At 66.3% G+C, this 19568-nt stretch carries 20 protein-coding genes and 1 pseudogene; 8 read left to right on the top strand and 13 right to left on the bottom strand.

The features are described from left to right. Nucleotides 1-88: 88 nt before the first annotated feature. The 3 genes from SACMADRAFT_RS00875 to SACMADRAFT_RS00865 are packed head-to-tail and all read left to right on the top strand — an operon-like array spanning nt 89 to nt 1520. Nucleotides 89-430, top strand: a complete 342-nt coding sequence (locus SACMADRAFT_RS00875; protein WP_009151881.1) for an ArsR/SmtB family transcription factor — start codon at nt 89-91, stop codon at nt 428-430. Then, nucleotides 427-897 (top strand): SRPBCC domain-containing protein, encoded by a 471-nt coding sequence (locus SACMADRAFT_RS00870; RefSeq protein ID WP_009151880.1) that lies wholly within the window; start codon nt 427-429, stop codon nt 895-897. The genes SACMADRAFT_RS00875 and SACMADRAFT_RS00870 overlap by 4 nt, the downstream gene beginning before the upstream one ends. Further along, complete coding sequence (locus SACMADRAFT_RS00865) at nt 894-1520, top strand: dihydrofolate reductase family protein (protein ID WP_009151879.1); 627 nt, start codon at nt 894-896, stop codon at nt 1518-1520. Before SACMADRAFT_RS00870 ends, SACMADRAFT_RS00865 begins: the two co-directional genes overlap by 4 nt. Before the next feature lie 25 nt (nt 1521-1545). On the opposite strand, the gene SACMADRAFT_RS30695 is transcribed toward SACMADRAFT_RS00865, so the two are convergent. Beyond that, nucleotides 1546-1923 (bottom strand): TetR family transcriptional regulator C-terminal domain-containing protein, encoded by a 378-nt coding sequence (locus SACMADRAFT_RS30695; protein ID WP_232285647.1) that lies wholly within the window; start codon nt 1921-1923, stop codon nt 1546-1548. A 129-nt stretch (nt 1924-2052) separates the two neighbouring features. Beyond that, nucleotides 2053-2169 (bottom strand): annotated as a pseudogene (locus SACMADRAFT_RS30690) (TetR family transcriptional regulator); the annotation flags it as partial. A gap of 195 nt (nt 2170-2364) precedes the next feature. On the opposite strand from SACMADRAFT_RS30690, the gene SACMADRAFT_RS00855 reads away from it, so the two are divergent. Then, the gene (locus SACMADRAFT_RS00855; RefSeq protein WP_332307221.1) at nt 2365-3078 is read left to right on the top strand and encodes a CPBP family intramembrane glutamic endopeptidase; all 714 of its coding nucleotides are present in this window, start codon (nt 2365-2367) and stop codon (nt 3076-3078) included. An 85-nt stretch (nt 3079-3163) separates the two neighbouring features. Here SACMADRAFT_RS00855 and SACMADRAFT_RS00850 read toward each other — a convergent pair whose 3' ends face one another. After that, nucleotides 3164-4159: an aldo/keto reductase gene (locus SACMADRAFT_RS00850; RefSeq protein ID WP_198285917.1), complete on the bottom strand. Its 996-nt coding sequence runs from the start codon at nt 4157-4159 to the stop codon at nt 3164-3166. Between the two features lie 84 nt (nt 4160-4243). Between SACMADRAFT_RS00850 and SACMADRAFT_RS00845 the strand changes: the two genes are divergently transcribed. Continuing rightward, a complete protein-coding gene (locus SACMADRAFT_RS00845; RefSeq protein ID WP_009151876.1) occupies nt 4244-5071 on the top strand; it encodes a helix-turn-helix domain-containing protein in 828 nt (275 codons plus the stop codon). 27 nt (nt 5072-5098) lie between these two features. Here the strand turns inward: SACMADRAFT_RS00845 and SACMADRAFT_RS00840 are convergent, their stop codons facing one another. From SACMADRAFT_RS00840 to SACMADRAFT_RS31150, 7 genes are all read right to left on the bottom strand, one after another. After that, a complete protein-coding gene (locus tag SACMADRAFT_RS00840; protein ID WP_040925985.1) occupies nt 5099-5935 on the bottom strand; it encodes a helix-turn-helix domain-containing protein in 837 nt (278 codons plus the stop codon). A 97-nt stretch (nt 5936-6032) separates the two neighbouring features. Beyond that, nucleotides 6033-6248 carry an Atu4866 domain-containing protein gene (locus SACMADRAFT_RS30225; protein WP_040925486.1) on the bottom strand — a complete coding sequence of 72 codons (216 nt, stop codon included), beginning with the start codon at nt 6246-6248 and terminating at the stop codon, nt 6033-6035. 61 nt (nt 6249-6309) lie between these two features. After that, nucleotides 6310-7701, bottom strand: coding sequence for an amidohydrolase family protein (locus SACMADRAFT_RS00830; RefSeq protein WP_009151873.1), 1392 nt, complete (start codon nt 7699-7701; stop codon nt 6310-6312). After that, nucleotides 7698-8438, bottom strand: a complete 741-nt coding sequence (locus SACMADRAFT_RS00825) for an Atu4866 domain-containing protein (RefSeq protein WP_009151872.1) — start codon at nt 8436-8438, stop codon at nt 7698-7700. The genes SACMADRAFT_RS00830 and SACMADRAFT_RS00825 overlap by 4 nt, the downstream gene beginning before the upstream one ends. A 432-nt stretch (nt 8439-8870) precedes the next feature. Then, nucleotides 8871-8957, bottom strand: a complete 87-nt coding sequence (locus SACMADRAFT_RS31345; protein WP_408640366.1) for a hypothetical protein — start codon at nt 8955-8957, stop codon at nt 8871-8873. 29 nt (nt 8958-8986) lie between these two features. Then, nucleotides 8987-9223, bottom strand: a complete 237-nt coding sequence (locus SACMADRAFT_RS00820) for a HepT-like ribonuclease domain-containing protein (protein ID WP_009151871.1) — start codon at nt 9221-9223, stop codon at nt 8987-8989. Next, the gene (locus SACMADRAFT_RS31150) at nt 9210-9335 is read right to left on the bottom strand and encodes a hypothetical protein (RefSeq protein WP_269726579.1); all 126 of its coding nucleotides are present in this window, start codon (nt 9333-9335) and stop codon (nt 9210-9212) included. The genes SACMADRAFT_RS00820 and SACMADRAFT_RS31150 overlap by 14 nt, the downstream gene beginning before the upstream one ends. 469 nt (nt 9336-9804) lie before the next feature. Between SACMADRAFT_RS31150 and SACMADRAFT_RS30685 the strand changes: the two genes are divergently transcribed. The 3 genes from SACMADRAFT_RS30685 to SACMADRAFT_RS00805 all read left to right on the top strand — a co-directional run bounded on the left by SACMADRAFT_RS30685 (nt 9805) and on the right by SACMADRAFT_RS00805 (nt 11833). Further along, a complete protein-coding gene (locus SACMADRAFT_RS30685) occupies nt 9805-10056 on the top strand; it encodes a hypothetical protein (RefSeq protein ID WP_232285517.1) in 252 nt (83 codons plus the stop codon). Between the two features lie 199 nt (nt 10057-10255). Further along, the gene (locus tag SACMADRAFT_RS00810; protein WP_009151869.1) at nt 10256-10705 is read left to right on the top strand and encodes a hypothetical protein; all 450 of its coding nucleotides are present in this window, start codon (nt 10256-10258) and stop codon (nt 10703-10705) included. Nucleotides 10706-10708: 3 nt separating this feature from the next. After that, nucleotides 10709-11833 (top strand): serine/threonine-protein kinase, encoded by a 1125-nt coding sequence (locus SACMADRAFT_RS00805; RefSeq protein WP_009151868.1) that lies wholly within the window; start codon nt 10709-10711, stop codon nt 11831-11833. Nucleotides 11834-12369: 536 nt separating this feature from the next. On the opposite strand, the gene SACMADRAFT_RS00795 is transcribed toward SACMADRAFT_RS00805, so the two are convergent. The 3 genes from SACMADRAFT_RS00795 to SACMADRAFT_RS00785 are packed head-to-tail and all read right to left on the bottom strand — an operon-like array spanning nt 12370 to nt 19560. Beyond that, nucleotides 12370-13545, bottom strand: coding sequence for a hypothetical protein (locus SACMADRAFT_RS00795; protein ID WP_009151866.1), 1176 nt, complete (start codon nt 13543-13545; stop codon nt 12370-12372). Nucleotides 13546-13554: 9 nt separating this feature from the next. Next, the gene (locus SACMADRAFT_RS00790) at nt 13555-16284 is read right to left on the bottom strand and encodes an RNaseH domain-containing protein (RefSeq protein WP_009151865.1); all 2730 of its coding nucleotides are present in this window, start codon (nt 16282-16284) and stop codon (nt 13555-13557) included. 3 nt (nt 16285-16287) lie between these two features. After that, nucleotides 16288-19560, bottom strand: a complete 3273-nt coding sequence (locus SACMADRAFT_RS00785; RefSeq protein ID WP_198285916.1) for a pPIWI_RE_Z domain-containing protein — start codon at nt 19558-19560, stop codon at nt 16288-16290. Nucleotides 19561-19568: the final 8 nt, after the last annotated feature.

Genomic DNA, 19568 nt, shown 5'->3' with positions numbered 1-19568 from the left:
AGGCTGGGCGAGGGCACCGACAACCGCAGGCACGGCCGCCGACACTTAGCCCTTGTGTTAAGTATCGGTCACCGTCATACTTAGCCTCATGGCACAGTATTCGGCGGAGTTGGACGGGGTGTTCCTCGCTCTCGCGGACCCGACAAGGCGGGCGGTGATCCACCGACTCGGGCGTGGGCCCACGAGCGTGGGCCAGCTGGCCCGCGAGGCCACGATGACGCTTCCCTCGTTCATGAAGCACGTGCGGGTGCTCGAAGCCAACGGGTTGATCCGCACCGCGAAGTCCGGCCGCGTACGCACCTGCGAGCTGAACCGGGAACGGTTCGCCGTCGTCGACGACTGGCTGGCCGAGCAACGGCGCCTCTGGCAAGCACGCACCGATCGACTCGAACAGTTCGTCACCAAAGGCACCGAGAGGAACACACCGTGAACCCCGATCTCGACCTCGGTATCGAACGGATCATTCGCGCACCACGCAAGGTCGTATGGGACGCGTGGACCGATCCAGTGAAGCTGGCGCAGTGGTGGATACCCGCCCCGGCAACGTGCCGCGTCGACCGGTTGGACGTGCGCCCCGGCGGCGCGTTCGTCACGCGGATGAGCGAGGACGGCATCACGTTCGTTCCACACGTCGATGCGTGCTTCCTGCTCGTCGACGAGTTCGCACGCATCGTGTTCACCAACGCCGTGGACAGCGACTGGCGTCCGGCCAACCCCGAGCCCGTAACGATGACCGCCGAGATCACGATGCGCGATCACGCTGACGGAACCGACTACCGGATCGTCGTGCGCCACGGCGACCCCGCCGCCAGGGAACGCCACGCCGATCTGGGCTTCGCCGAAGGTTGGGGCACCGTGGCCGACCAGCTCACCCGGTTCGTGGAGCACATGCGATGAAGCTCAGCATGACCCAGTTCATCACCCTTGACGGAGTGAGCCAGGCCCCTGGCTCACGCACCGAGGACACCAGCGAAGGTTTCAGCAGCGGTGGCTGGCTGGTTCCCTACCTCGACAAGGTCTTCGTCCAGCGCACCTCCGAGTGGCTCGACCTCGCGGACGGCCTGCTGCTGGGACGCCGGACGTACGAGGCATTCGCCCGGGACTGGCCGCAAGTCACCGATCCCGACGACCCGTTCACCGAGCGGATGAACTCCCTGCCGAAGTACGTCGTGTCGAACACTCTCAGCACCGGAAGCTGGCGGCCAACCACCGTCCTTCGGGGCGAGGCGACGCAGAAGGTCCGCGAGCTCAAAGGACGACCGGGGCGTGAGCTCCAGGTGCACGGCAGCGCCCGGCTCGGCAAAACGCTGCTCTCCGCCGGTCTGCTCGACACGCTGCGCCTGGCCGTGGCACCGGTCGTGATCGGGTCGGGGCGGCGACTGCTCATGCACCCGAATTCGGCGACCGGCCTGCGGCTCCTCCGGCACGAAGCCACACCCAAGGGCCTGTTGCTGCTCGAATACGAAACAGCGGGTGCCGCCCGCACCGACGACTACCAAGGCGTCACGGACTTGCGGTAGGCGGAGCCGACCACGCCCGCGCGTGTCAGGGCCGGGCGCCCTCGCACATCAGGTCGAGCTCGCGGCGAAGAATCGCGCGAACCTCCGCTGCTGGGAGTTCGTCGGGGAACATCGCCGCCTGCAACGTCAGGCCGTCCATGAACACGTGCAGCCGCGCGGCCAGTTGCTCCAGGTGGGCATCGCCGAGTTCATCGCCGATCTGCTCCGGGGGCCGCGCACCTCGGCAGTACGCGACCGCCAGCCGGCAGAGATGGCGTTCACCCGCCCAGCCCTTCTCGCGCATCTCCGCCAACGACTCGTCGACTCTCGAGCGCACCAGGCAGGCCAGCCACACGTCGGTCTCCACCCGGCGTTCCTCGTCCAGCGGAAGGAATTCCTCGAGAATCATCCTCGCGCGTTCCACACCGGGCGGGGCTCCATGAAGATGCCGGGCGACGCGCGCACCGACGCTCGTGGCCATCGCTTCGGCGGCGAACCGAAGCAGACCGCGCTGGCTGTCGAAGTAGTGCCGCATCCCTCCGATCGAGACACCGGCTTCCTCGGCAACCCTGCGAACCGTGACGCCTTCGATCCCGTCACGGCCGATGACCTTCCAAACGGCGCGGGCGAGCTCCGCACGTCGCTGGTCGTGGTCAACGATTTTGGGCACCCCGCTTTTTTAGCACAGTTGTGCTATGTCTGTTACAGTACATCTGTGCTAAATAAAACTGGGGGCAGGGCCCACGTCGAGGCCCTGATCGTTCTCGCCACCGGGCTCGCGATATTCGTCGGTTCGGCGCTGTGGTTACTGTGGACCGGGAACACGGGTGTCAGGTATTCAGCCGATCACGACGGCACCGTGCCGATGTGGTGGCGCTGGATCCCGGCGCTCGCCGGGATCGCGCTCGTGCGTCTCGTTCCACCCGATGTGAGCATGGGGGTCCGAAAAGGACGCAAGCTCCGCATCGAGGCCGCCGTTCTGCTGGCGGCGGCCGTCCTCTTCGCCACGACGCTTCGCCTGGCGGGTGGTGGCGAACCAGCCCACACGCTGTTGAAGCTACCGCTGCTTCTCGGTGTGCCTGCGGTGATGTTCTGGTTGCTGCGCCGCGAACCCGCCACCTGGACCGCGGAATCTCCCACGACGTCATGGCGACGCTACGGACCGGCGATCCCGGTGGCGGTGTGGCTGGCCCTCAGCTACGCAGGACCGCTTTCGCCACCGCCCAGCGATTACGCACTCGAGGTCGACGCATTCACGTTGGCCATCACCATCGTTGTCGTGTTGCTGGTCAACAGTGTTCTCGAGGAAGTCTTCTACCGACGATGGCTGCAAACGAGGTGGGAACTCCTGCTCGGTCGCTGGCCTGCCATCGTGCTCGCCTCCCTGCTGTGGGCCGCCTGGCACATCGGCATCCAGGGCACCGGCTCGCTGCAAACCGATCTCGCCTCCACCTTCGTCAACCAGGGTGTCCTCGGGCTGTTCCTCGGCTACCTGTGGAGCAAGTACCGCACGATGTGGCCCATCCTGGTGGTCCACGGCGCCGTCAACGTCGTTCCCGTCCTGACACCGCTGCTGTAACAGCCGCGGACCGAAGATTAGGTCGCCACGGCTCTGACCGTACTCGAGTGCAACCGTCCACAACGGACGGGCGGCAGGCTGATACTCACCCCCGTGGCACCACCCGCGTCGCGGCGTCGCCGAACACGAACGACGACGGCTGCGACTCGGCGATGAAGTCGTGCGGGAAACCGAGCCGGAAGTCCACCGCGTTCTCCAGCCGCGCGATCGCCTCGGTGGGCAACGTCAGCGCCAGCGCGCCGAGGTTGTCGGTGAGTTGCTCGACCGTGCTCACGCCGACGAGCGGCAGCACCGCCTGCGACTTGGCACGGGTCCAGGCGAGCGCCACCTGGGCGGGGGTGGCGCTCAGTTCGTCGGCGACCTCCCGCACGGCCCGCGCCGCCGCGCGCTCCCGCTCTGTGAGCGCGCCGGGGTCGAACCGGCTGGAGGCTCCCGTTTCGGCGGCGCCGGAAAGCTTGCCCGCCGCCAGCGGCGCCCAGGCCGCCACGCTCAGCCCGAACGCCTCCGCCATCGGCAGCAGTTCCCGCTCGATGTCGCGATCGAGCAGGTTGTAGCGCAGTTGCAGCCCGGCGAACGGTGTCCAGCCGTGCCACTGCGCGAGCGTGTTGGCGTGCGCCACCACCCACGCAGGGGCATCGGACATGCCGACGTAGAGCACTTTCCCCGCGCGCACGAGGTCGTCAAGGGCGCGCATGGTCTCCTCGACCGGGGTGTGCCGATCCCAGACATGCACCCAGAGGATGTCGACGTAGTCCGTGCGAAGCCGACGCAGGCTCCGCTCGAGCGACAGCACCAGGTTCTTGCGGTGGTTGCCCGCACCGTTCGGGTCGGCCGCGTCCCGCGACAGCGTGTACTTGGTGGCGAGGACGAACCGGTCGCGCCGCTCGATCACGGAGCCGAGCACGGCCTCTCCCTCACCGTAGGCCGAGGCGGTATCGAGCACGTTGCCGCCCGCATCGGCGTAGGCGTCGACGACGCGCCGGACCTCGCCGGGGTCACGGAAGCCGAGCCCCATGGTGCCCAGCAGCAGTTCGGAGACGCGCAGGCCGGTACGGCCGAAAAGGTGGTATCGCATGTCCATGCACACCAGCCTTGCGGCGCGCGGCCCGCTGAGGGAGGCCGGGAAAGGGACCCCTTCGAGCACCTGCGCGCCTAGAGTTCGGGCATGACCGAAAACGTGCTCGGCCGGTTCCTGCGTGCGAGGCGGGAGGCGGTCACGCCCGGCGAGGTCGGGCTGCCTGCCGGGCCACGCAGGCGGACGCCTGGGCTGCGCCGGGGTGAATTGGCCGCGCTCGCGGGTATCAGCGTCGAGTACCTGACTCGGCTGGAACGCGGCAGCGACCGACACCCGTCGGCCCAGGTGCTCGGCGCACTCGCCGACGTGCTCGGCCTCGCCCCCGAGGAACGGGGCCACCTGCACCGGCTGGTGAAAGCAGGCACCGGCGGTGCGTGTGCGGCCACGCCTGCCCGCGCGGTGCGGCCTACCGTGCGAAGTCTGCTCGACCGGCTCGAACCGACGCCCGCATTCGTCGCCTGCGCGCAGGGCGACATACTCGCCTGCACCAGGGGATTTCGGCGGCTCGCGGCTCCTGCCGGGCTGTTCGACGCCGATCCACCGAACTTCCCACGGTTCGTGTTCACCGACCCTCGCGCGCGGACGACCTTTCCGGAGTGGGAGCGGGTGGCCGACCGGCATGCCGCCGCGTTGCGCGCCGCCGCCGACCTCGGCGACGGCGGCGTGGCCGCACTCGCGGAGGAGCTGTCCATCACCGTGGGCCGCGAGTTCGGCATCCGGTTCGCCACCGCGGCCGCACTGCCCGCCGGGTTCGGCGACGAGCGATGGGCGCACCCGGATGCGGGCGGGCTGCACCTGACCTACGAGAGCCTCGTGCTGCCGGGCGGCGACGAGCACCGGCTCACCGCCTACCTCCCCGCCGACACCGCGACCGCCGACGCCCTCGATGCGCTGGACGCCGTGGGAGCAGCCGGCTGAGTTGGAACCCGGTCTTCCTCGCTCCCGTCAGGTATCGGCGGGCGCTGCCGTATGCGCGACGTGCAGCGAAGCCAGTAGTTGCAGCTTCTCGGCACTGGGTGAGTTGGCCTGCGCTTGGTAGACGATCAGCTGGCAACCGGGTGAGCCCTGGATGGCGAACGCGTGGTAACCCAGGACGAGGTCGCCGACGTCGCGGTGATGGAACGCCTTGGAGTCGTGTGTCTTGCCGCGCACGTCGTGCTTGGCCCACAGGCGGCGGAATGCGGCGCTTGCCGCAGAGAGCTCGACCGCCAGTCGGCGCGCGGCGTCCACGGAATCCACATGTCCCATGGCCAGGCGCAGGTTGGCGACCCAGGACTCCGCGGCCCGGTCCCAGTGGGCGTAGAAACCCGCTGCGACCGGGTCGAGGAATGTCATGCGCGCGACATTGTCGATGCGGTCGAACTCCGAGTACAGGGCACCGGCCAGGGCGTTGTATGCCAGCACGTCGAGCTGCCGATTGATGATCACCGCGGGGGTGTGCGGCCACGCTTGCAGCAGGTCCAGCAATGACCGCGGCAGTGTCGCGGCGACCGGAGCCGAGCCGGTGGGCGCCAGATCGGCCAGGCGGAAGACGTGCTCGCGCTGGTCGGGATCGAGGATCAGGGCGCAGGCGATCGCATTGAGCACCGATGCTGACGGGTTGCGTTCGCGGCCTTGCTCCAGTCGGGCGTAGTAGTCCCCGCTGACACCGGCCAGCATCGCCACCTCCTCGCGACGCAGCCCGGGCACGCGCCGCGTGGTGTGCGTGACGAGTCCGACGTCGTCGGGCTGCACGCGGTCACGGCGGGCCTTGAGGAACGGGCCCAGGTCTGAGGTGCTCACACTCTCACCGTAGAGGCCGCAGACCCCCGCAACCAGGACCTGCCGCTCCCTGGCAGCCGCGACCCCGGGGCCACGCGTGACCGGCGCGGCCACCCACTCAGCGTCGAATCATCACGAACCCGGCATGGTGCAGTGCGCCGTCCAGCAGCTCGCCGAACGCCCAGAAGCAGGGATCGTCCAGGTACCTGATCCGGTTCCCGCGCACGCAGTAGCAGCCGGTGTACGCGCCGTGGGCGCCGACCACCGCGAACCGGGACCGACCCGGGCCCCGGACCAGATGCTCGCCGACCAGGTACAGGCCACCGGATGCCACGGTCGGGAGGTCGTCCTGAACTGCGCTCCCCTGACGACGCACGTGCCGCCACTCGGAGGGGTCATTGGAGTGCTTCCGTGGTGGAGAGGCGCTCGGCGATCGCGGCGACCGAGTCGTGCACCTCGGAGCGCAGGGCGTCGACATCCACCCCGACGAGTTCGCCCTCCCACTTGCGTACCTGGCCTGCCACCCACACCGAGGTGACGTTCGAACGGTCGGCCCCGAGCACGAGGGTCCCGACCGCGTCGTGCAGCGGCATGGTGTTGATCGCCTCGGCGTCCACCACGATCAGGTCGGCCTGTTTGCCGGGGGTGATGGAGCCGGTGCGGTCGTCGAGTCGCAGTGTGCGCGCCCCCGACAGCGTGGCGAAGTCGAGCACGTCGCGAGTGGTGATGCGGGAGGGGTTCTGCCCGGTGCCGTAGGCGGCGTTGACCGCACGCATGCGCTGGATCGCCAGCAGCACCCGCATCTGGGTGAACATGTCGGAGGCAAGCGCCACCTCCACATCCACCGACAGCCCGGGCCGAATCCCGTGGGCGAGGGCCTCGTCGACCGGTGGGACGGCATCCTCAAGCCCGATCTGGGCATCAGAAGTGGGTGCCAGCGAGACGGTAACGCCGTGATCGCGCATCGCCGCCCACGCGGCCGCGGACAGTGCGGTGGAGTGGATGGACTCCAGGTGCGGGCCAAGCAGCCCCTGCCGCTGCCAGGCAAGGATGGCCCGGGAGGCGCCCTGGCCGAACATCACGTCCAGGCTCACACCGATGTCGAGGTCGGCGGCGACCTTGGCCAACTCGGCACCGTAGGCCAGGTGCCCAGCGATGTCTCCGGTGGCCAGCGCCGCCATTCGCAGGGTTACGAGCTGATCGTCTGACGGGACGTAGCTGGACCGCAGTCTGGCCAGGTCCGCGGGCCATTGGCCGTCCCAGTCGCCGAAGTGTGGCGCCATGGAGGCATGCACGCCGCGGATGCCGGAATCGATCAGGGCGGTGATCGCGGCATCGGAGTGAGCGGCAGTGCGCGAGTTGTGCGAGAAGTCGAGCATCGTGGTGATGCCACCGTCCAAAGCGCTCAGCGCGGCCAGGCGTGTGCCGACGTACACGTCGTCGGGGGTGTAGGCCGGTGCGACCTGCATGAGCGTGGACCGAAGGTACCCGCCCAGGTCGTCGACGTCCGGGATCGTGCGGCGCTGCTGTGCCTGCCAGGCGTGCCGGTGAGTGTCCACCATGCCGGGGGCCACGATACTGCCGGTGACGTCCACGACGAGCGCTTCGGCGTCCGGCAGCTTGCGGCCGACCTCGACGATGTGTGCCCCGCGGAGCAGGACGTCACCGGCGTCGATGGTCCCCAGTGCGGGGTCCATCGTCACGACGGTCGCGCCACGCAGCAGGACGAGCCGGTCGGGGTCGGCGGCGGAGCGGGTCAGTGTGTCCAGGCTCGGGCCGGTGTTCATCGGGTTTCCTTTCGGTGCATGGTGTAGCCAGCGTGGTGCAGGGTGTCGCCGACGAACTGGCCGAAAGCCCAGAAGCCGAGGTCGTCCAGGTAGTCGATGCGGTTGCCGTCCACCCAGTAGCTCCCCTGGAAGGCATGCGGTCGCCCACCGCGGGTCTCGTCGTAGCGGCCGTCGGCGGTGAGCTCCTGGTGCAGGAAGCCGTCGGTGTCCACCCACACGCCCACGCGGCTCTGCTCCACCGCGATACGGCCGGGCTGCAGGGAGGCGGTAGGCGCGCTGCCGAGGGAGTCGCCTGCCCAGTGCATGGGCTTGCCCGCCTGCAGAACGGCGAGGACAACCTCTGGCCGCGTGAACGTGGTGTGCAGCGCGGCGGTCAGGTCGGAGGCGTGCTCGTCGGACACGACGACGAGGCTGGCGTCCGCGCCGGGGGCGAGCGTCCCGGCGCCGGTGCCGCGGGCGGTGGTGCCGAGAGCGACAGCCACGTCGAGGCGGGCAGGCAGGATGGTGGTGCCGGTGGCATCGATGACCACGGCGCCGTCGTCCTCGGCCGCGGTGACGATGCCGGGACCGACACCGACGACTTGCTTGCCCACGAGAAGCACGTCGGCTCCGCGCATGGTGCCGATCAGTGGGTCAAAGGTGTGAACGGTGGCGTTGGTCAGCAGCACCGGCCGGTCGGCTCCGGCGCGCACGGCGGCCAGACCGTCGGCCGTGAAGGTGGGAAAGGCGTTTGGCATGACTCCACCCTCATGCGGCCCGCCGCGGCGTAGAAGGCCGGAACGCACCCACGGAGTGGCGCACCCTGTCGAACAGCGAACTCGCATGCCGCTTCGAACGGCTGAGTCGCTGCCGAACGTGGGTTGCCACCGCCGCGCCTTCTGTCTGCGTACGGCGGATTGCCCGGACGGCTGTGAATCGCCTACACAGCAAGCAGGTTGCCGCGGCGACGTATGAAGCGCGCTTGCGCGTTGTCCCTCGGCCCGCCACTAATCCGGGTATTCGCAGTCACAATGACTGTCACAGACCCACAAGTGACCTGTAGGGAACCGCTATTCGCACTGTTCAGAGTGTTCGCACACCTGCCTGTGGTGCACTCCATGGCTGTGTACGCCTGCATTTCGCACCCATGGTGATTCCCATTCGGCCACGGTGCGATCCAAGCCGCGACGTCATGAGGAACCGTCGGTAGGGGAATTCGGCCGTTGCACGACTTTGAGTAGCTCCGGCGAGTCAACCGTCACGGTCGACCAGAGGATGTCGGGGTTGATGGCGAAGTAGTGGTGGGTCAGTCATCGCGCATCCGGGCGGCCGCCCGCCACGGCACGTCCCGATGTGCCTGCTTCCTCGTGTCGCTGACCTGCTTGGCGGCCTCGCCGACGATCTCGACGAGCTTGGTCAGCGCCAGGCGGAACAGTTCGTCCTGGTCCAAGGTGGCACGGTCACGCTCGGCGGCGTACGCCACCGCCTTCTCCGCTGCCTCGATGAGGTGGGCTATGCGCACATCATCGTCAAGCGGCGGCATACAGCTGCACCGCCGACGCTCGCACCCGGTCACGGGACAGGTGGCTCAGGTCCTCGTACGTACGCAACTCGACCTCCCGCCCCCCATTCAGCTCACCAAGCTCGAGTTCCATCTCGGCGAGCCTGAGCAGGCCGGGGTGTCACCGGGCACACGACAAGGACGTCGACATCGCTGTCAGCTGTGAACCTGTCGCCGAGTACCCGATCCGAACAGCGCCAGTCGGCGGATGCCCTGCCGACGGCAGAACGCGGCGAGCGCCTCGTCGTCGATGGTCAGGTCAGATCGGATCCGCATGACAACATGATGTCATCAAAACCGGCAGTTCGACCGCCTGTGACCCCATCGCACGAACAGCGACGACTGGTCGGGACCCAAGACCCAAGCGAAGCCTTGTGGACCTTGGGGGAACTTACTACAACACAAAACCCCAGGTAGAAGCCCTGGAGACCCTGCTCCAGAAGCTACCCGACCCGTCCACGCCCGCTCCGCCGCCCGCAAACCGGCCGAAACCAGGTCGTGCACGGCAACTCGACGCCGACCAGGTCAAGGACCTCATCGCTGGGTACCAAGCCGGAGCAACCGTGTACGAGCTGGGTACCCGGTTCGGCATCGAACGGCGCACCGTCAGCAACATCCTCAAACGACACGACGTGCCGATGCGCCGCCGTGGACTCTCCCCCGAGCAGGTCGACGACGCGATCCACCTCTACAACCTCGGCTGGTCACTAGCGCGAGTCGGCGAGCACCTGGGCGTCGACCACACCACCGTGCTGACAAAACTCCGCGAACGCGGCATCCCCACTCGCGACACCCACGGACGGCCACGATCGTGAGCTGAACACCGACTGCCCGACCAGCGACGACCAGGTCCCGATCCGCCGAGCCGGTGAGCGCGGCGACAAGCCCGCGATACTACCTACGCGGAGCTGAAGGATGAGGTCTTCAAGGCCCCGTCGGTCTGGGCGCTTACCCTGGTGCCCTGCGGATCCGGCACTGACGAGGGGCGAGTACGTAGATTTGAGAGTTCTCGGCGTGAACGCGGCGGGCGGCAAGCTGTGGCTCTGCCTGGTCGACGACAACGGTGTGTTAGAGACTGAGCCCACTTGCCTTGAGTTGCGCGACGGCCCCGACGCCGGGTACGCCATCGTGGCGTTCCGGGACGAGTGCGTCCACGCGCTGACGGCACTGTCACCCAATCGGGTCGTGATCCTGGACATGGAACCGGGTGGGCGGGTACCGAAGGTTGCGGACATGCGGACTCGGTTTACCGCCGAGGCGCTGTTGGCATCTTGCGCAGTAGACGCCGGGGTGACTTGCGTTCGGCTCGCCCGCGCGACGCTCCGCTCCCGGCTGGGCCTCCCCCGCAAGGGCGCGGTCGCCGACCACGTGGCCAGCGTCTTCGATACCCCGGTAGGGAAATACTGGACGAAGAAGCGGGATCTCGCCGCTGTGGCGGCACGCGCAGAGATCGTCGGAGAGTGAGATATGCCCATCGTCGGAGACCTCCTTCAACGGCCCACCTACGAGATCCTTCAAACAATCGGGGAGGGCAACGTTGGCGTCTGCCGGCTTGCGAGGCACGACATCTTCGATCGTGACGTCGTACAGAAAACGATCTCCCTCCTCAGCGTGCCTGATGGGGTGGCCCGCGAGCCGCACCTGTTGAAGGAGGCCCGGCACAAGCATCTGATCGAGGTATGGGACGCCCAGTGGGAACCCGACCCCCAGTTCCGTGGTCTGGACGCCGTGACCTTCATCTGCGACTACTACCCAGGAGGGAGCGTCTACGACGCGCTCATGGACGGGCACGGATTCGGCGTGGCCGACGCGATGAGGATCTGCGGTCAGGTGCTGGACGCCCTGGAGTACCTGCACCAGGATCGCGCGTATGTGCACAGGGACGTGAAGCCCGGCAATGTCCTTCTCGATCAGTCACGGGAGAATGCAGTCCTCGCCGACCTAGGCTCGGCTGGCAAAATCGATCCACGCACTGGCACGGCGCCGGATTACGGGGGCACGCCCTTGTACCTCGCCCCCGAGGCCAAGTCCACTGGGCACGTGACTCTCAGGTCTGATCTTTACTCGATCGGCGTTACGACGATCGAGATGCTCGCCGGCAGGTTCCCGTACGAGCAGATCCAGTTTTCCGAGGTTGACGCTCGCCTTGCCGCGGGGAAGCGCGCGATGACCGACCGATGGTACACATTCCCGCCGCATGTGCCGCCCAACGTAAGGAGGTTTGTCAGTTCACTGGTGCGGGTGGAACCTGCCAGGCGGCCAGACACAGCACGCTCCGCGCTCCGCAAGCTGAACGGGCTGCAATACGTTGACTGGCGACGTGTATCGGGGACAGAACTGCTCGGCGAGTGGGTCGGCACCTGGCCACCCACCAAGATTCCTGCGAGGCGCCGACGCTACCGCGTCCAGGCGATCGAAGTGGCGCGTGGACGTCACGCCGGACGGGTACAGGTAGCCGCCGAGTGGCAGAAGCCGGGCAGCCCTTGGCGAAGCATCCGCAGGCTAACCAGCTACACGGACGCGGGGGACGCGAAGGCGCTGACCGAGTTCTTCAGGCAGGTGGAGTCCCTTGCCCAGGCGTCACCAGCCTGACGCAGCGCGCAGCCTTGGGATCGGTCGAGTTGGCTGAGCTCCGCTGCGAGGTCCTTTGCAGCGGTGTCCGACAGCACGAGTAGCGCTTGCCCGCCTCCGTCACGGGGCTCAAGCCAACCGCGGCCGACTGCCCTCCAAAGGGCCTGGGTCAGGCCGAGGACGCGCAGCCCGACGCTGGGGTCCGGCGCTGTACGCACCTCCGTGCCGAAGACGCGGGAGAGCATCTCGCCACCTGGCAGACGGACCGCGCGGAGCACAGCAGCATGAGCATCGGCAGGATGCGCGGCATCCACGGCGGCCACCCCGCCGGACACCATAAGCGACACGACCAGTCGCGTCAGACCGTCCTTGCTCATACCGTCACGGTAGCGCCGACCCCCGACAGTGCGCGAGACATCGGCAGGAAACGTGCAGACGCCGCTAGCCTGATGGACCAGGGGAACTTGCTCGATCCGGGAACTCGGGGTACCCCGGGCCGAAGCCGCCGTCGGATTGCGGATGACCACGACCGTGAGTATCTCTGCTTCACTTTCACATCAGTGCTCTGAGGGTTCCGGTAGTCGCTTGCAGGGGAACATGCCGTGCTGGTCCTCAAGCACAACTTCCTTTCCAGGCAAGCTCTCGTACAACTCGGAGATGACATCCACCGAGTTCGCCACCTTGCAGTGAGCGCCATCAGGCTCGGTCTGGACGAGGTAGGCCGTGCCACACTCACACGCTGTCCCGAATGCGTAGAACCTGCCGCGCAGCGCCTCGTCAACCAGGCCGGCCGGGTAGTACACGACGTGCTTGCCGCAGGCGGTCGGCAGCTCCACCATGCCTTCAACAGTCCTGCTTTCAGGAAGTTCCGTCGCGGGCTTCCATGGCCGTACCTCGATATGCCGCTCCATCGAACGAAGGTCTTTGCCTGCGGCGAAGCCGAGGAAGGCCGCATCGTCTACGGGCATCCCGCTGGACCACGCGACTCGTTCCGCAGGTGGCCACAACTGCGGCAGCTCCTGCCTGGTGGTCACCTCGACTTGCAGACTTGGCGTCGTGAACCGCACGCCGTGCAGCAACAGTTGCCCCAACACGATGGTCATCGCGTAACCCTGCGGCCGGTCGGGCTCAGGCAACTCACTGGCCGTCACCGTCAACGGCGTGACCCACGTCGAGGCGAACCGGCTCTCTCCAGCGTACCGCCCGACCCAGAACTGACTGGCCGGAAGCGGTTGCATCTCGTTTCTGGCGTCCGACAGCCCACGGTACTCCGACTGCGGGAGCCCATAGCCTGCGCTGCGCTGGGTCTCGGACGAAACGAGCATGGCCGTGAGCGCTGTCTTCTGGACCCACGCCGCGACGGCTCCCGCGTCTTCGGCCGCAATCTGCCCCGCTTCACCCAGGATGAAGGGTGTCAGGACCCGCGCGGCGACCGCCTCGAGGCGACTCATCCAGCCGTTGTTACAGCCGCCACAGACGCGCACCGTCTGGCGGAACGGCGGACGCACACCCAGGTCCTGCCCTACGCGATTCAGCGGCCCAGCGCCGTGCGCAATTGGTTCCAGGTCCAGGCCAATCCGCGACAGCCAGTTCCCAAAGACATGCTCGGCGGTCAGCTTGCCGGTGAAGCCGCAGAAGGGGCAAGTGGGCAAGAAGGCTCCTTGGGTCCGTCGCCAATTCAGGCTGATGAATGTCGAGTTGGCGGAGATCGGCGTGTATAGCTCCGCCAGCACGGGCGGCGCCTAGTTCCCGTCGTCGACCGGTGATGAGATGTCTGCCTCGATCTCGTCCACGTCGTCGAGGAGGTCGAGGGGCATGATGTATTGAGCGAGTTGCTTGGCGACTGCAAGTGGCCACGGTAGCGCGATGGAGTAGTCGTAGTGCGGGGTGGCCCAGCGGAGATCGTGCGTGAGTGCAGCCCAGTCTTCTGGGACGTCGCCGGGCTGGATTGCTGCGACGGTGAACTCGAGTGCGCGGGCGTTCCACACCATTGATTTGGTTGATGGGTTGACTAATTCCCCCTTTCGCCATCTGGGTACGACCTTTGATGCGCTCTTGACGGCATTGCTGGCCGTGCGGGGCTTTTCGCCTGTGCTGAAGAAGATGCGATCCTCAGCGATCCAGTAGCCGGCGGAGTGGCCTTCTTCCTTGCTGTTGGCAGCCCACGTGTCGGGCACCTCGTGGCGTTCGGTCGTGCGCAGACGGACGTGCCGGAGACCGGGGTAGCGGGTGATGTCTTGGGGTTGTTGGCCGAACTTGATCGTGTCGATAGCCATGTCGGGGTTGTTGAGGTGCGGCCAACCCCACCTGAGGTTCTGGGCGCTGGTCAGCAACAGCAGCGACGGGTACTGGCGGGCGACGCTGCGAAGGACCTGCTCGAAGAAGCGGGTGATCTCTTCGGGGGTCCGCTTCTGGTCCGTGAGCATGTGATGCCGACTGATCTCGTGCTGTGCGCGGTGTAGGGGTGTCCACCGGACGTTGGGCGCGCAAGCCTGAACATGCCGTCCGGTCGGGTCGATGAGGACGGCGACGGGAACCTGGCGCGTGATGCCTTCCCAACGACTGCGCTGGTTCTGGCGGACCAGCCAGAACGCGAGGTAAGCGGGTGCCTCGCGGACGCTGGTTCCTTCCGGTCGGACGGGGAGGTCGGTGGTGCGGACTCCCAGTTGGCGCAGGAGGTCATACCAACTGAAACGCATCTTCTCCAGACTGGAGTCGGATGCGGTTGTTTCTTGATTGTCTTCGGCCGGGACCGGTTCTGGGGCTTCGGTGACGCATTGGGACAGCCGGCCGGTCCGGGACAGGCCGACCTTGATCGCAAACTTTGGGTCGGAAGTTCGTTGTTTGCCGGCGTACGACTTCTTGCCCTTGATCTCGACGAGCGAGATGGTTGGCACTTCTGCGTTTCCGAGCTCATCGCCGATCTTGTCGATACGGCTGTTGACGGCCGCTTGGAAGCGGTCCTTGTTGGTGATCGTCGTGTCGTCGCCGGCCAGTCCGCCGCCCCATGCGCCGACCGGGCGCACGGTAGCCAGGATGGTGAGTTCGTCCGTGATGATGGTTTCGGGTTTTCCAGTGAGGCGGTCAGTGTCCTCGGGAACCTCGATGCCGAGCAGCTTGGCCAGGGTGGCACGGGCGTAGTTCTTGGTGTGAGTGGTGTCGTAGAAGATGTCGACGCCCAGCGTCTCGCCAACGGTGTCCGCGATGGCCTTTCGCAGTTGGGCTGCCTCCGAGGCGGCGAACTTGGACTCCTTGAGCTTCTTGGAGTCCAGGAAGACTTGGGATCCCTTGCGCAGGTTCTCGACGGGAACCAGTCGATCGGCAAGGGTGTTGGTGACCCATTCGACGAGCGGGACCTTGTCCGCGAGGGACGTCCCTGGGGCGACTGGGTGGTCGAAGGAGTACATGCCGTTGCGGAAGACGAGCGCCGCGGCGTTGGGCGCTCCCAGGTACGCGGTGGGCTTGCTCTTGAGCACCTCGGGGTCGGGAAGCTTCTCGGCGAGTCCGAGTTCCCGGAGGATTTTCCCGATCTTTCCGCCTGACCATCGGGCTGAGTACTCAAAGCCCTGATCGGTGTTCGGCGCGTCTTTCTTCCAGGACTCGATCGATGCCACGAGGAAGCTGCGTGATTGGTTCAGCCCCGGCAGCCACGGCAGGGAAGGCAGCATGTAGACGCTGTGCCCTTGGTTGAAGCTCAGCTTGGCTTCCTTATGCGCCCACCTGCGCGTCCCCACAGAGATGTGTACCAGCGGTTGCGAGTTGAATGCCCGGCTTTGAGCCGTAATGTTGATCATGTAGGACAGAGGTCTGTGGGGCATACGGTGCGGTGGCCAGTTCATCACGCACGCGCCCTGTTCGGCGGGCGTCCGGTGGAACTGCGAGATCACCTGCTCGACGTCCGCCGGGTCGTCGTCCGCAGGATCCGCGTCGGGATTCTTCGGCATCAGGTGCACATGCTGGAGTCCCGGTGCGCTCAGTTCCGCAGCGATGACGTGGGGCAGGAGGCGGTAGAGCTCGTCAGACTGGATCTCGTCTGCGCTATCGGAGGTCAACGTGGTGAAGTCGACATCCAAGGGAGTCCACACAAGATCGGATTGGTTCAGTCTGCCCAGGATCGCTTCGGCCTTTGCCGGGTCCGTTGCCGTGGCGCGGATCCAGGTCGCGATTATGGCGAACAGCGACTCGGTGTTCACCTCGACATCGCTGTAGATCCACGGCGCGTTCTCGCCGATCGTCGCGCGCGTAGCGACTGTGATGACGTCGGGTACCAGGGCCGCGATGACGTCGTTGAGCAGCGTGATCGGGATCGAGCGAATTTCCTCGCCGTTCCGGCGTGCCTTGGCGAGGGTAGTCAGTGGTTTCTTCCAGGGCTCGGGGAAGCGCAGAAGGTACAAGCGGCGCTCCCAGGGGACGTCGGTCCGAAGCTGGAACGCGGCGAGTTTGAGGTCTTCGTACTTGGGTTTGGCCGGCATCGGTCACAGTCCTTCGAGCTGGGCGAGCGCCTCGTACAGGCAGCCGTAGAGGGTTTCAACGAGGTAGGTGTCGGGATCTGCACAGTCGTCTGCGAAGTAAGGCGCCAAGACCTCGCGCAAGCCGATGAGCAGGCTCAGCGACGCGTCGTCGCTACTGTTCTCCGAGCGGCGTGCCGCGTTCGGTGCGAAAGCCGCATCGCAGAAGTAGACCTCGGCTGGAACGCCGCCCCGGACCAGCCGTCCGATCACCTGCCAGATGGTGACCAATTGCGTCCACGCCAAGGCTTCGCGTTCCCGCACCGGCAGGTTGCTGTAGGCGAGCTTGAGGTTGAGCAGCCACCTCCATTGACGGTGGCCCGCGGAACGAAACGCGGTGGCGCACCGCCCCAGCGCTTCCCGGTCGGAATCTTCGACGACCGGGAACTTGTTTCGGATCTGGTGGGTCGCCCAGCGGTTGACGCGCTGAATGACGTAGCTGAGATCGTCGGGGCGCGGGTGGGGGCGGATGAGGAAGTAGGCCGCCCCGATCGCGGCTTGGCTGTCGTCGTTGAGGATGTTGTGTCCACGCTCGACTGCCAGCAATGGAGCGACCAAGATCCAGGCGGGTGTCCGTGCGAGGGTGTGCACGTCTCCGCGTCGCAAGCCGTTGGCGCCGTCCCAGGAATCGGTGAACTCTTCATCATCGGCGACCAAGTGCAGCACCTGGTCTTGCCAGCTGCTGCGCAAGGACACCAGGTGTTGAGCCACCATGCGGGCTTCGGCGTAGCTGCCGACCAGCAGGAGCAGTCGTTGTCGGCTCGGAGGCAACGAGTCGCGGTGTTGTTCCAGGATGCTCTTGCCGGCACCTGGGTTGGCCAGTTCGGCGATCATCTGCCGCAAGGCCAGTTCGCGTTGTTCGCCGAACTTGCCCGAGACCTTGATGGGAGCCGTGTTGTCACCGGCGAAGAGCGGGAAGAACTCGAAGCGGCTGGCCCGTACTGCGGCCAGTTCTTTCTTCGGTGGTGTCAGGATCGCTGTCACCGGGATGTCGATGTGGTAGCGAGCCGACGTGCCTGCCCAACTGGTACCTGACAGCAGCAGTACGTTGGGGCCTCGGTCGGAGTCCGTGAGGAACAGCTCGTGGAGGTGCAGCAGCACCCAGCGGCCGATGCCGCTACAGCGGAAGAAACGCAGCCGCCCCATCTTGGAGCGTCCCCTGCGCTGATCGTGATCGTCGTCGAGGTACTGGAAGCCCAGCACGTTGCCCATCGGTGAGTCTGGGACGACGGGCTGGTAGTCGGCCGGGGCGCGGTGGAACAGCGCGGAACTGGTGCCCTCCAGACCGAGTTCCATCTCCACGGCTCGGAACATGTCCATCGCGTGATCGAGCGACTTCGCCAGCACCGCGACCGCTAGGGTGAACTCGAGTCGGACAGCCTGTCGCTCTGGATCGTCGATAGTCAGAGTCAAGCCTTGCTCGGCGAGTTCTTTGGCTGTGGACTCCAGCCACTCACCGACCCGACGAAGGCGGACAGACTCGTTGGCGTCCCGAAGGATTTGCGCGGTGAGCGTAACCATCCGCTGGGTGAGCTCGTCGTCCGTGTCCTTCGCGCCGAGGGGATCGTCGATCAATCCGTCGAACGCACGTCGCAACCGGCGGTAGACCGGATCGTCGTCCCACCCGTCGACAGGGCGGTGGGTGTTGGTCTTGCTCGGCCCAAAGCCGGCCCAGGACTGGGCAAGCTGCTGGGACAGAGTCCATTCGGTGAAGTACGCCTTGTCCAACCATCGGCGTGACAACGCCGGTTGCGGCCGGGCACCGTCGCGGGAGAGCGCCGAGTACATGATGTCCACCGCGATGTTGGCGTTGTCGAGATTGACCAGCCAGTGCCGCACCAGTGGTTCGTGCATGGGCTCACGCCCGGCTTGACGGATCGTCCTCTTGGTACGGTCGATGACCTCGTCGAGCCAGGCGTCGTAATCCTCGCCGATGAGCTGCTGTTCGGGGCTGAACACCGAGTCCAACTGCGCCTGAACCTGGTCGGCCTCGTCCACGATGATCAGGTCACTACGGCGCCAGGCGAGTTCGAGGTAGCGCAATCGCTCCTCGTTGAGCTGCTTGGGTATCGGGGTGTGGATAAGGCTGGCCGTGGTCGCCACCCACACGGTTGCGTCGACCAGTTCGCGCGAGGGCTCGTGTCGTTGACACGTGTGCCACGCCGGGCACGTGTGGGCCTTCGGCTTGTCATCGGTTTCCTCGGGAATGAGACCCGCGCAGGGCGAATGCCGTAGCTCCCAGGGCTTCGCCGAGTGGTCGCGCAACCCGTCCAATGAGCAAGAGGTGCTGGTGAGGTCGAACATCCTGTCCCCTGCGGGCGCGATGCGACCGTTACGCGGGTTGGTCAACCGGTGCAGGCGGGTCAGGTGTTGGACGCGGTTCGACTGCCCCAGCACCGGGGCAGCGCGGACGCCGAGCGCTTGAAGGTGCACCGTCTTACGCAGTACCGACGTCACGTTGTCGGCGACCACACAGACACGTTTGTTGTTGAGGTGACACCAGAGGAGGAGCACCTCGACAAGGGTGCTTTTGCCAGCCCCAACCATGCCGATCATGTGCATGATGCCGGCGATCGTCAGTTTCTCGGACCTGGAAAAACTGTTGTTGCCCTGGCGGACTTCGAGGGTCACCCGCTTCAACCTGTCGACCCAGTTCGACCGCAAGTGTTCGGGCCAACCCAGCTCAGCCTCGCGGTTATCACCCCAACGTGCTGCGGTGACCAGCTCGGACCACTCCAGCTCGATCGCGTCGCGATCACAGCGCGCCAGTACGTCGTGACCGCGACCACCGGGGTGGATCGGGAACCAGTCAGGGATCGTGACGCTGGTTCCCATATCGGCCTGGTTGAAGTAGCGGCCTGCCTCGGCGACTGTGATCTTGCTCGTAAGGTCTGGTGGCGGATTGGACAGGACGTCTTCGTAGTAGTCGAAGCGATCGGTCAGCACCGTGGGCACACGTCGCGAGGTTGTTCCCGAGTCGAGGTCGACTTCGTAGCCTCGAATGGTCTCGGGCAACTCCGCGTACTCTTCCAGCGCGGCGCGCCAGTCTTCGCGGTCCTTGAACCACAGGACCAGGTGGCGTGCTACTCCGATCATCGACTCGTGTTCTGAGGCAACCAGTCCGCGGCCGGCAGTCAGGAACGGGTAGCCACCCAACAGCGCCCAGGCGTCCAGAACCGACTGGTCCGGAGCAACCTGCTCGACGAGGTGCAAGACCAGCTCGATATCGACCAGCCGCAACGCCGTGC

Source organism: Saccharomonospora marina XMU15 (genome assembly GCF_000244955.1).
In the GTDB taxonomy this organism is placed as follows: domain Bacteria; phylum Actinomycetota; class Actinomycetes; order Mycobacteriales; family Pseudonocardiaceae; genus Saccharomonospora_A; species Saccharomonospora_A marina.
The sequence above is the reverse complement of the archived record's forward strand: the minus strand, read 5'-3'. Positions and strand labels throughout refer to the sequence as shown.

What these genes read in the sequence shown, in the direction of transcription:
- SACMADRAFT_RS00820 (WP_009151871.1), bottom strand. Translation starts at nt 9,223, where the DNA reads ATGCCGCCGCTTGACGATGATGTGCGCATAGCCCACCTCATCGAGGCA.
- SACMADRAFT_RS00855 (WP_332307221.1), top strand. Translation starts at nt 2,365, where the DNA reads ATGTGGTGGCGCTGGATCCCGGCGCTCGCCGGGATCGCGCTCGTGCGT.
- SACMADRAFT_RS00790 (WP_009151865.1), bottom strand. Translation starts at nt 16,284, where the DNA reads ATGCCGGCCAAACCCAAGTACGAAGACCTCAAACTCGCCGCGTTCCAG.
- SACMADRAFT_RS31150 (WP_269726579.1), bottom strand. Translation starts at nt 9,335, where the DNA reads ATGGAACTCGAGCTTGGTGAGCTGAATGGGGGGCGGGAGGTCGAGTTG.
- SACMADRAFT_RS00845 (WP_009151876.1), top strand. Translation starts at nt 4,244, where the DNA reads ATGACCGAAAACGTGCTCGGCCGGTTCCTGCGTGCGAGGCGGGAGGCG.
- SACMADRAFT_RS00875 (WP_009151881.1), top strand. Translation starts at nt 89, where the DNA reads ATGGCACAGTATTCGGCGGAGTTGGACGGGGTGTTCCTCGCTCTCGCG.
- SACMADRAFT_RS00850 (WP_198285917.1), bottom strand. Translation starts at nt 4,159, where the DNA reads ATGGACATGCGATACCACCTTTTCGGCCGTACCGGCCTGCGCGTCTCC.
- SACMADRAFT_RS00825 (WP_009151872.1), bottom strand. Translation starts at nt 8,438, where the DNA reads ATGCCAAACGCCTTTCCCACCTTCACGGCCGACGGTCTGGCCGCCGTG.
- SACMADRAFT_RS00805 (WP_009151868.1), top strand. Translation starts at nt 10,709, where the DNA reads ATGCCCATCGTCGGAGACCTCCTTCAACGGCCCACCTACGAGATCCTT.
- SACMADRAFT_RS00830 (WP_009151873.1), bottom strand. Translation starts at nt 7,701, where the DNA reads ATGAACACCGGCCCGAGCCTGGACACACTGACCCGCTCCGCCGCCGAC.
- SACMADRAFT_RS00865 (WP_009151879.1), top strand. Translation starts at nt 894, where the DNA reads ATGAAGCTCAGCATGACCCAGTTCATCACCCTTGACGGAGTGAGCCAG.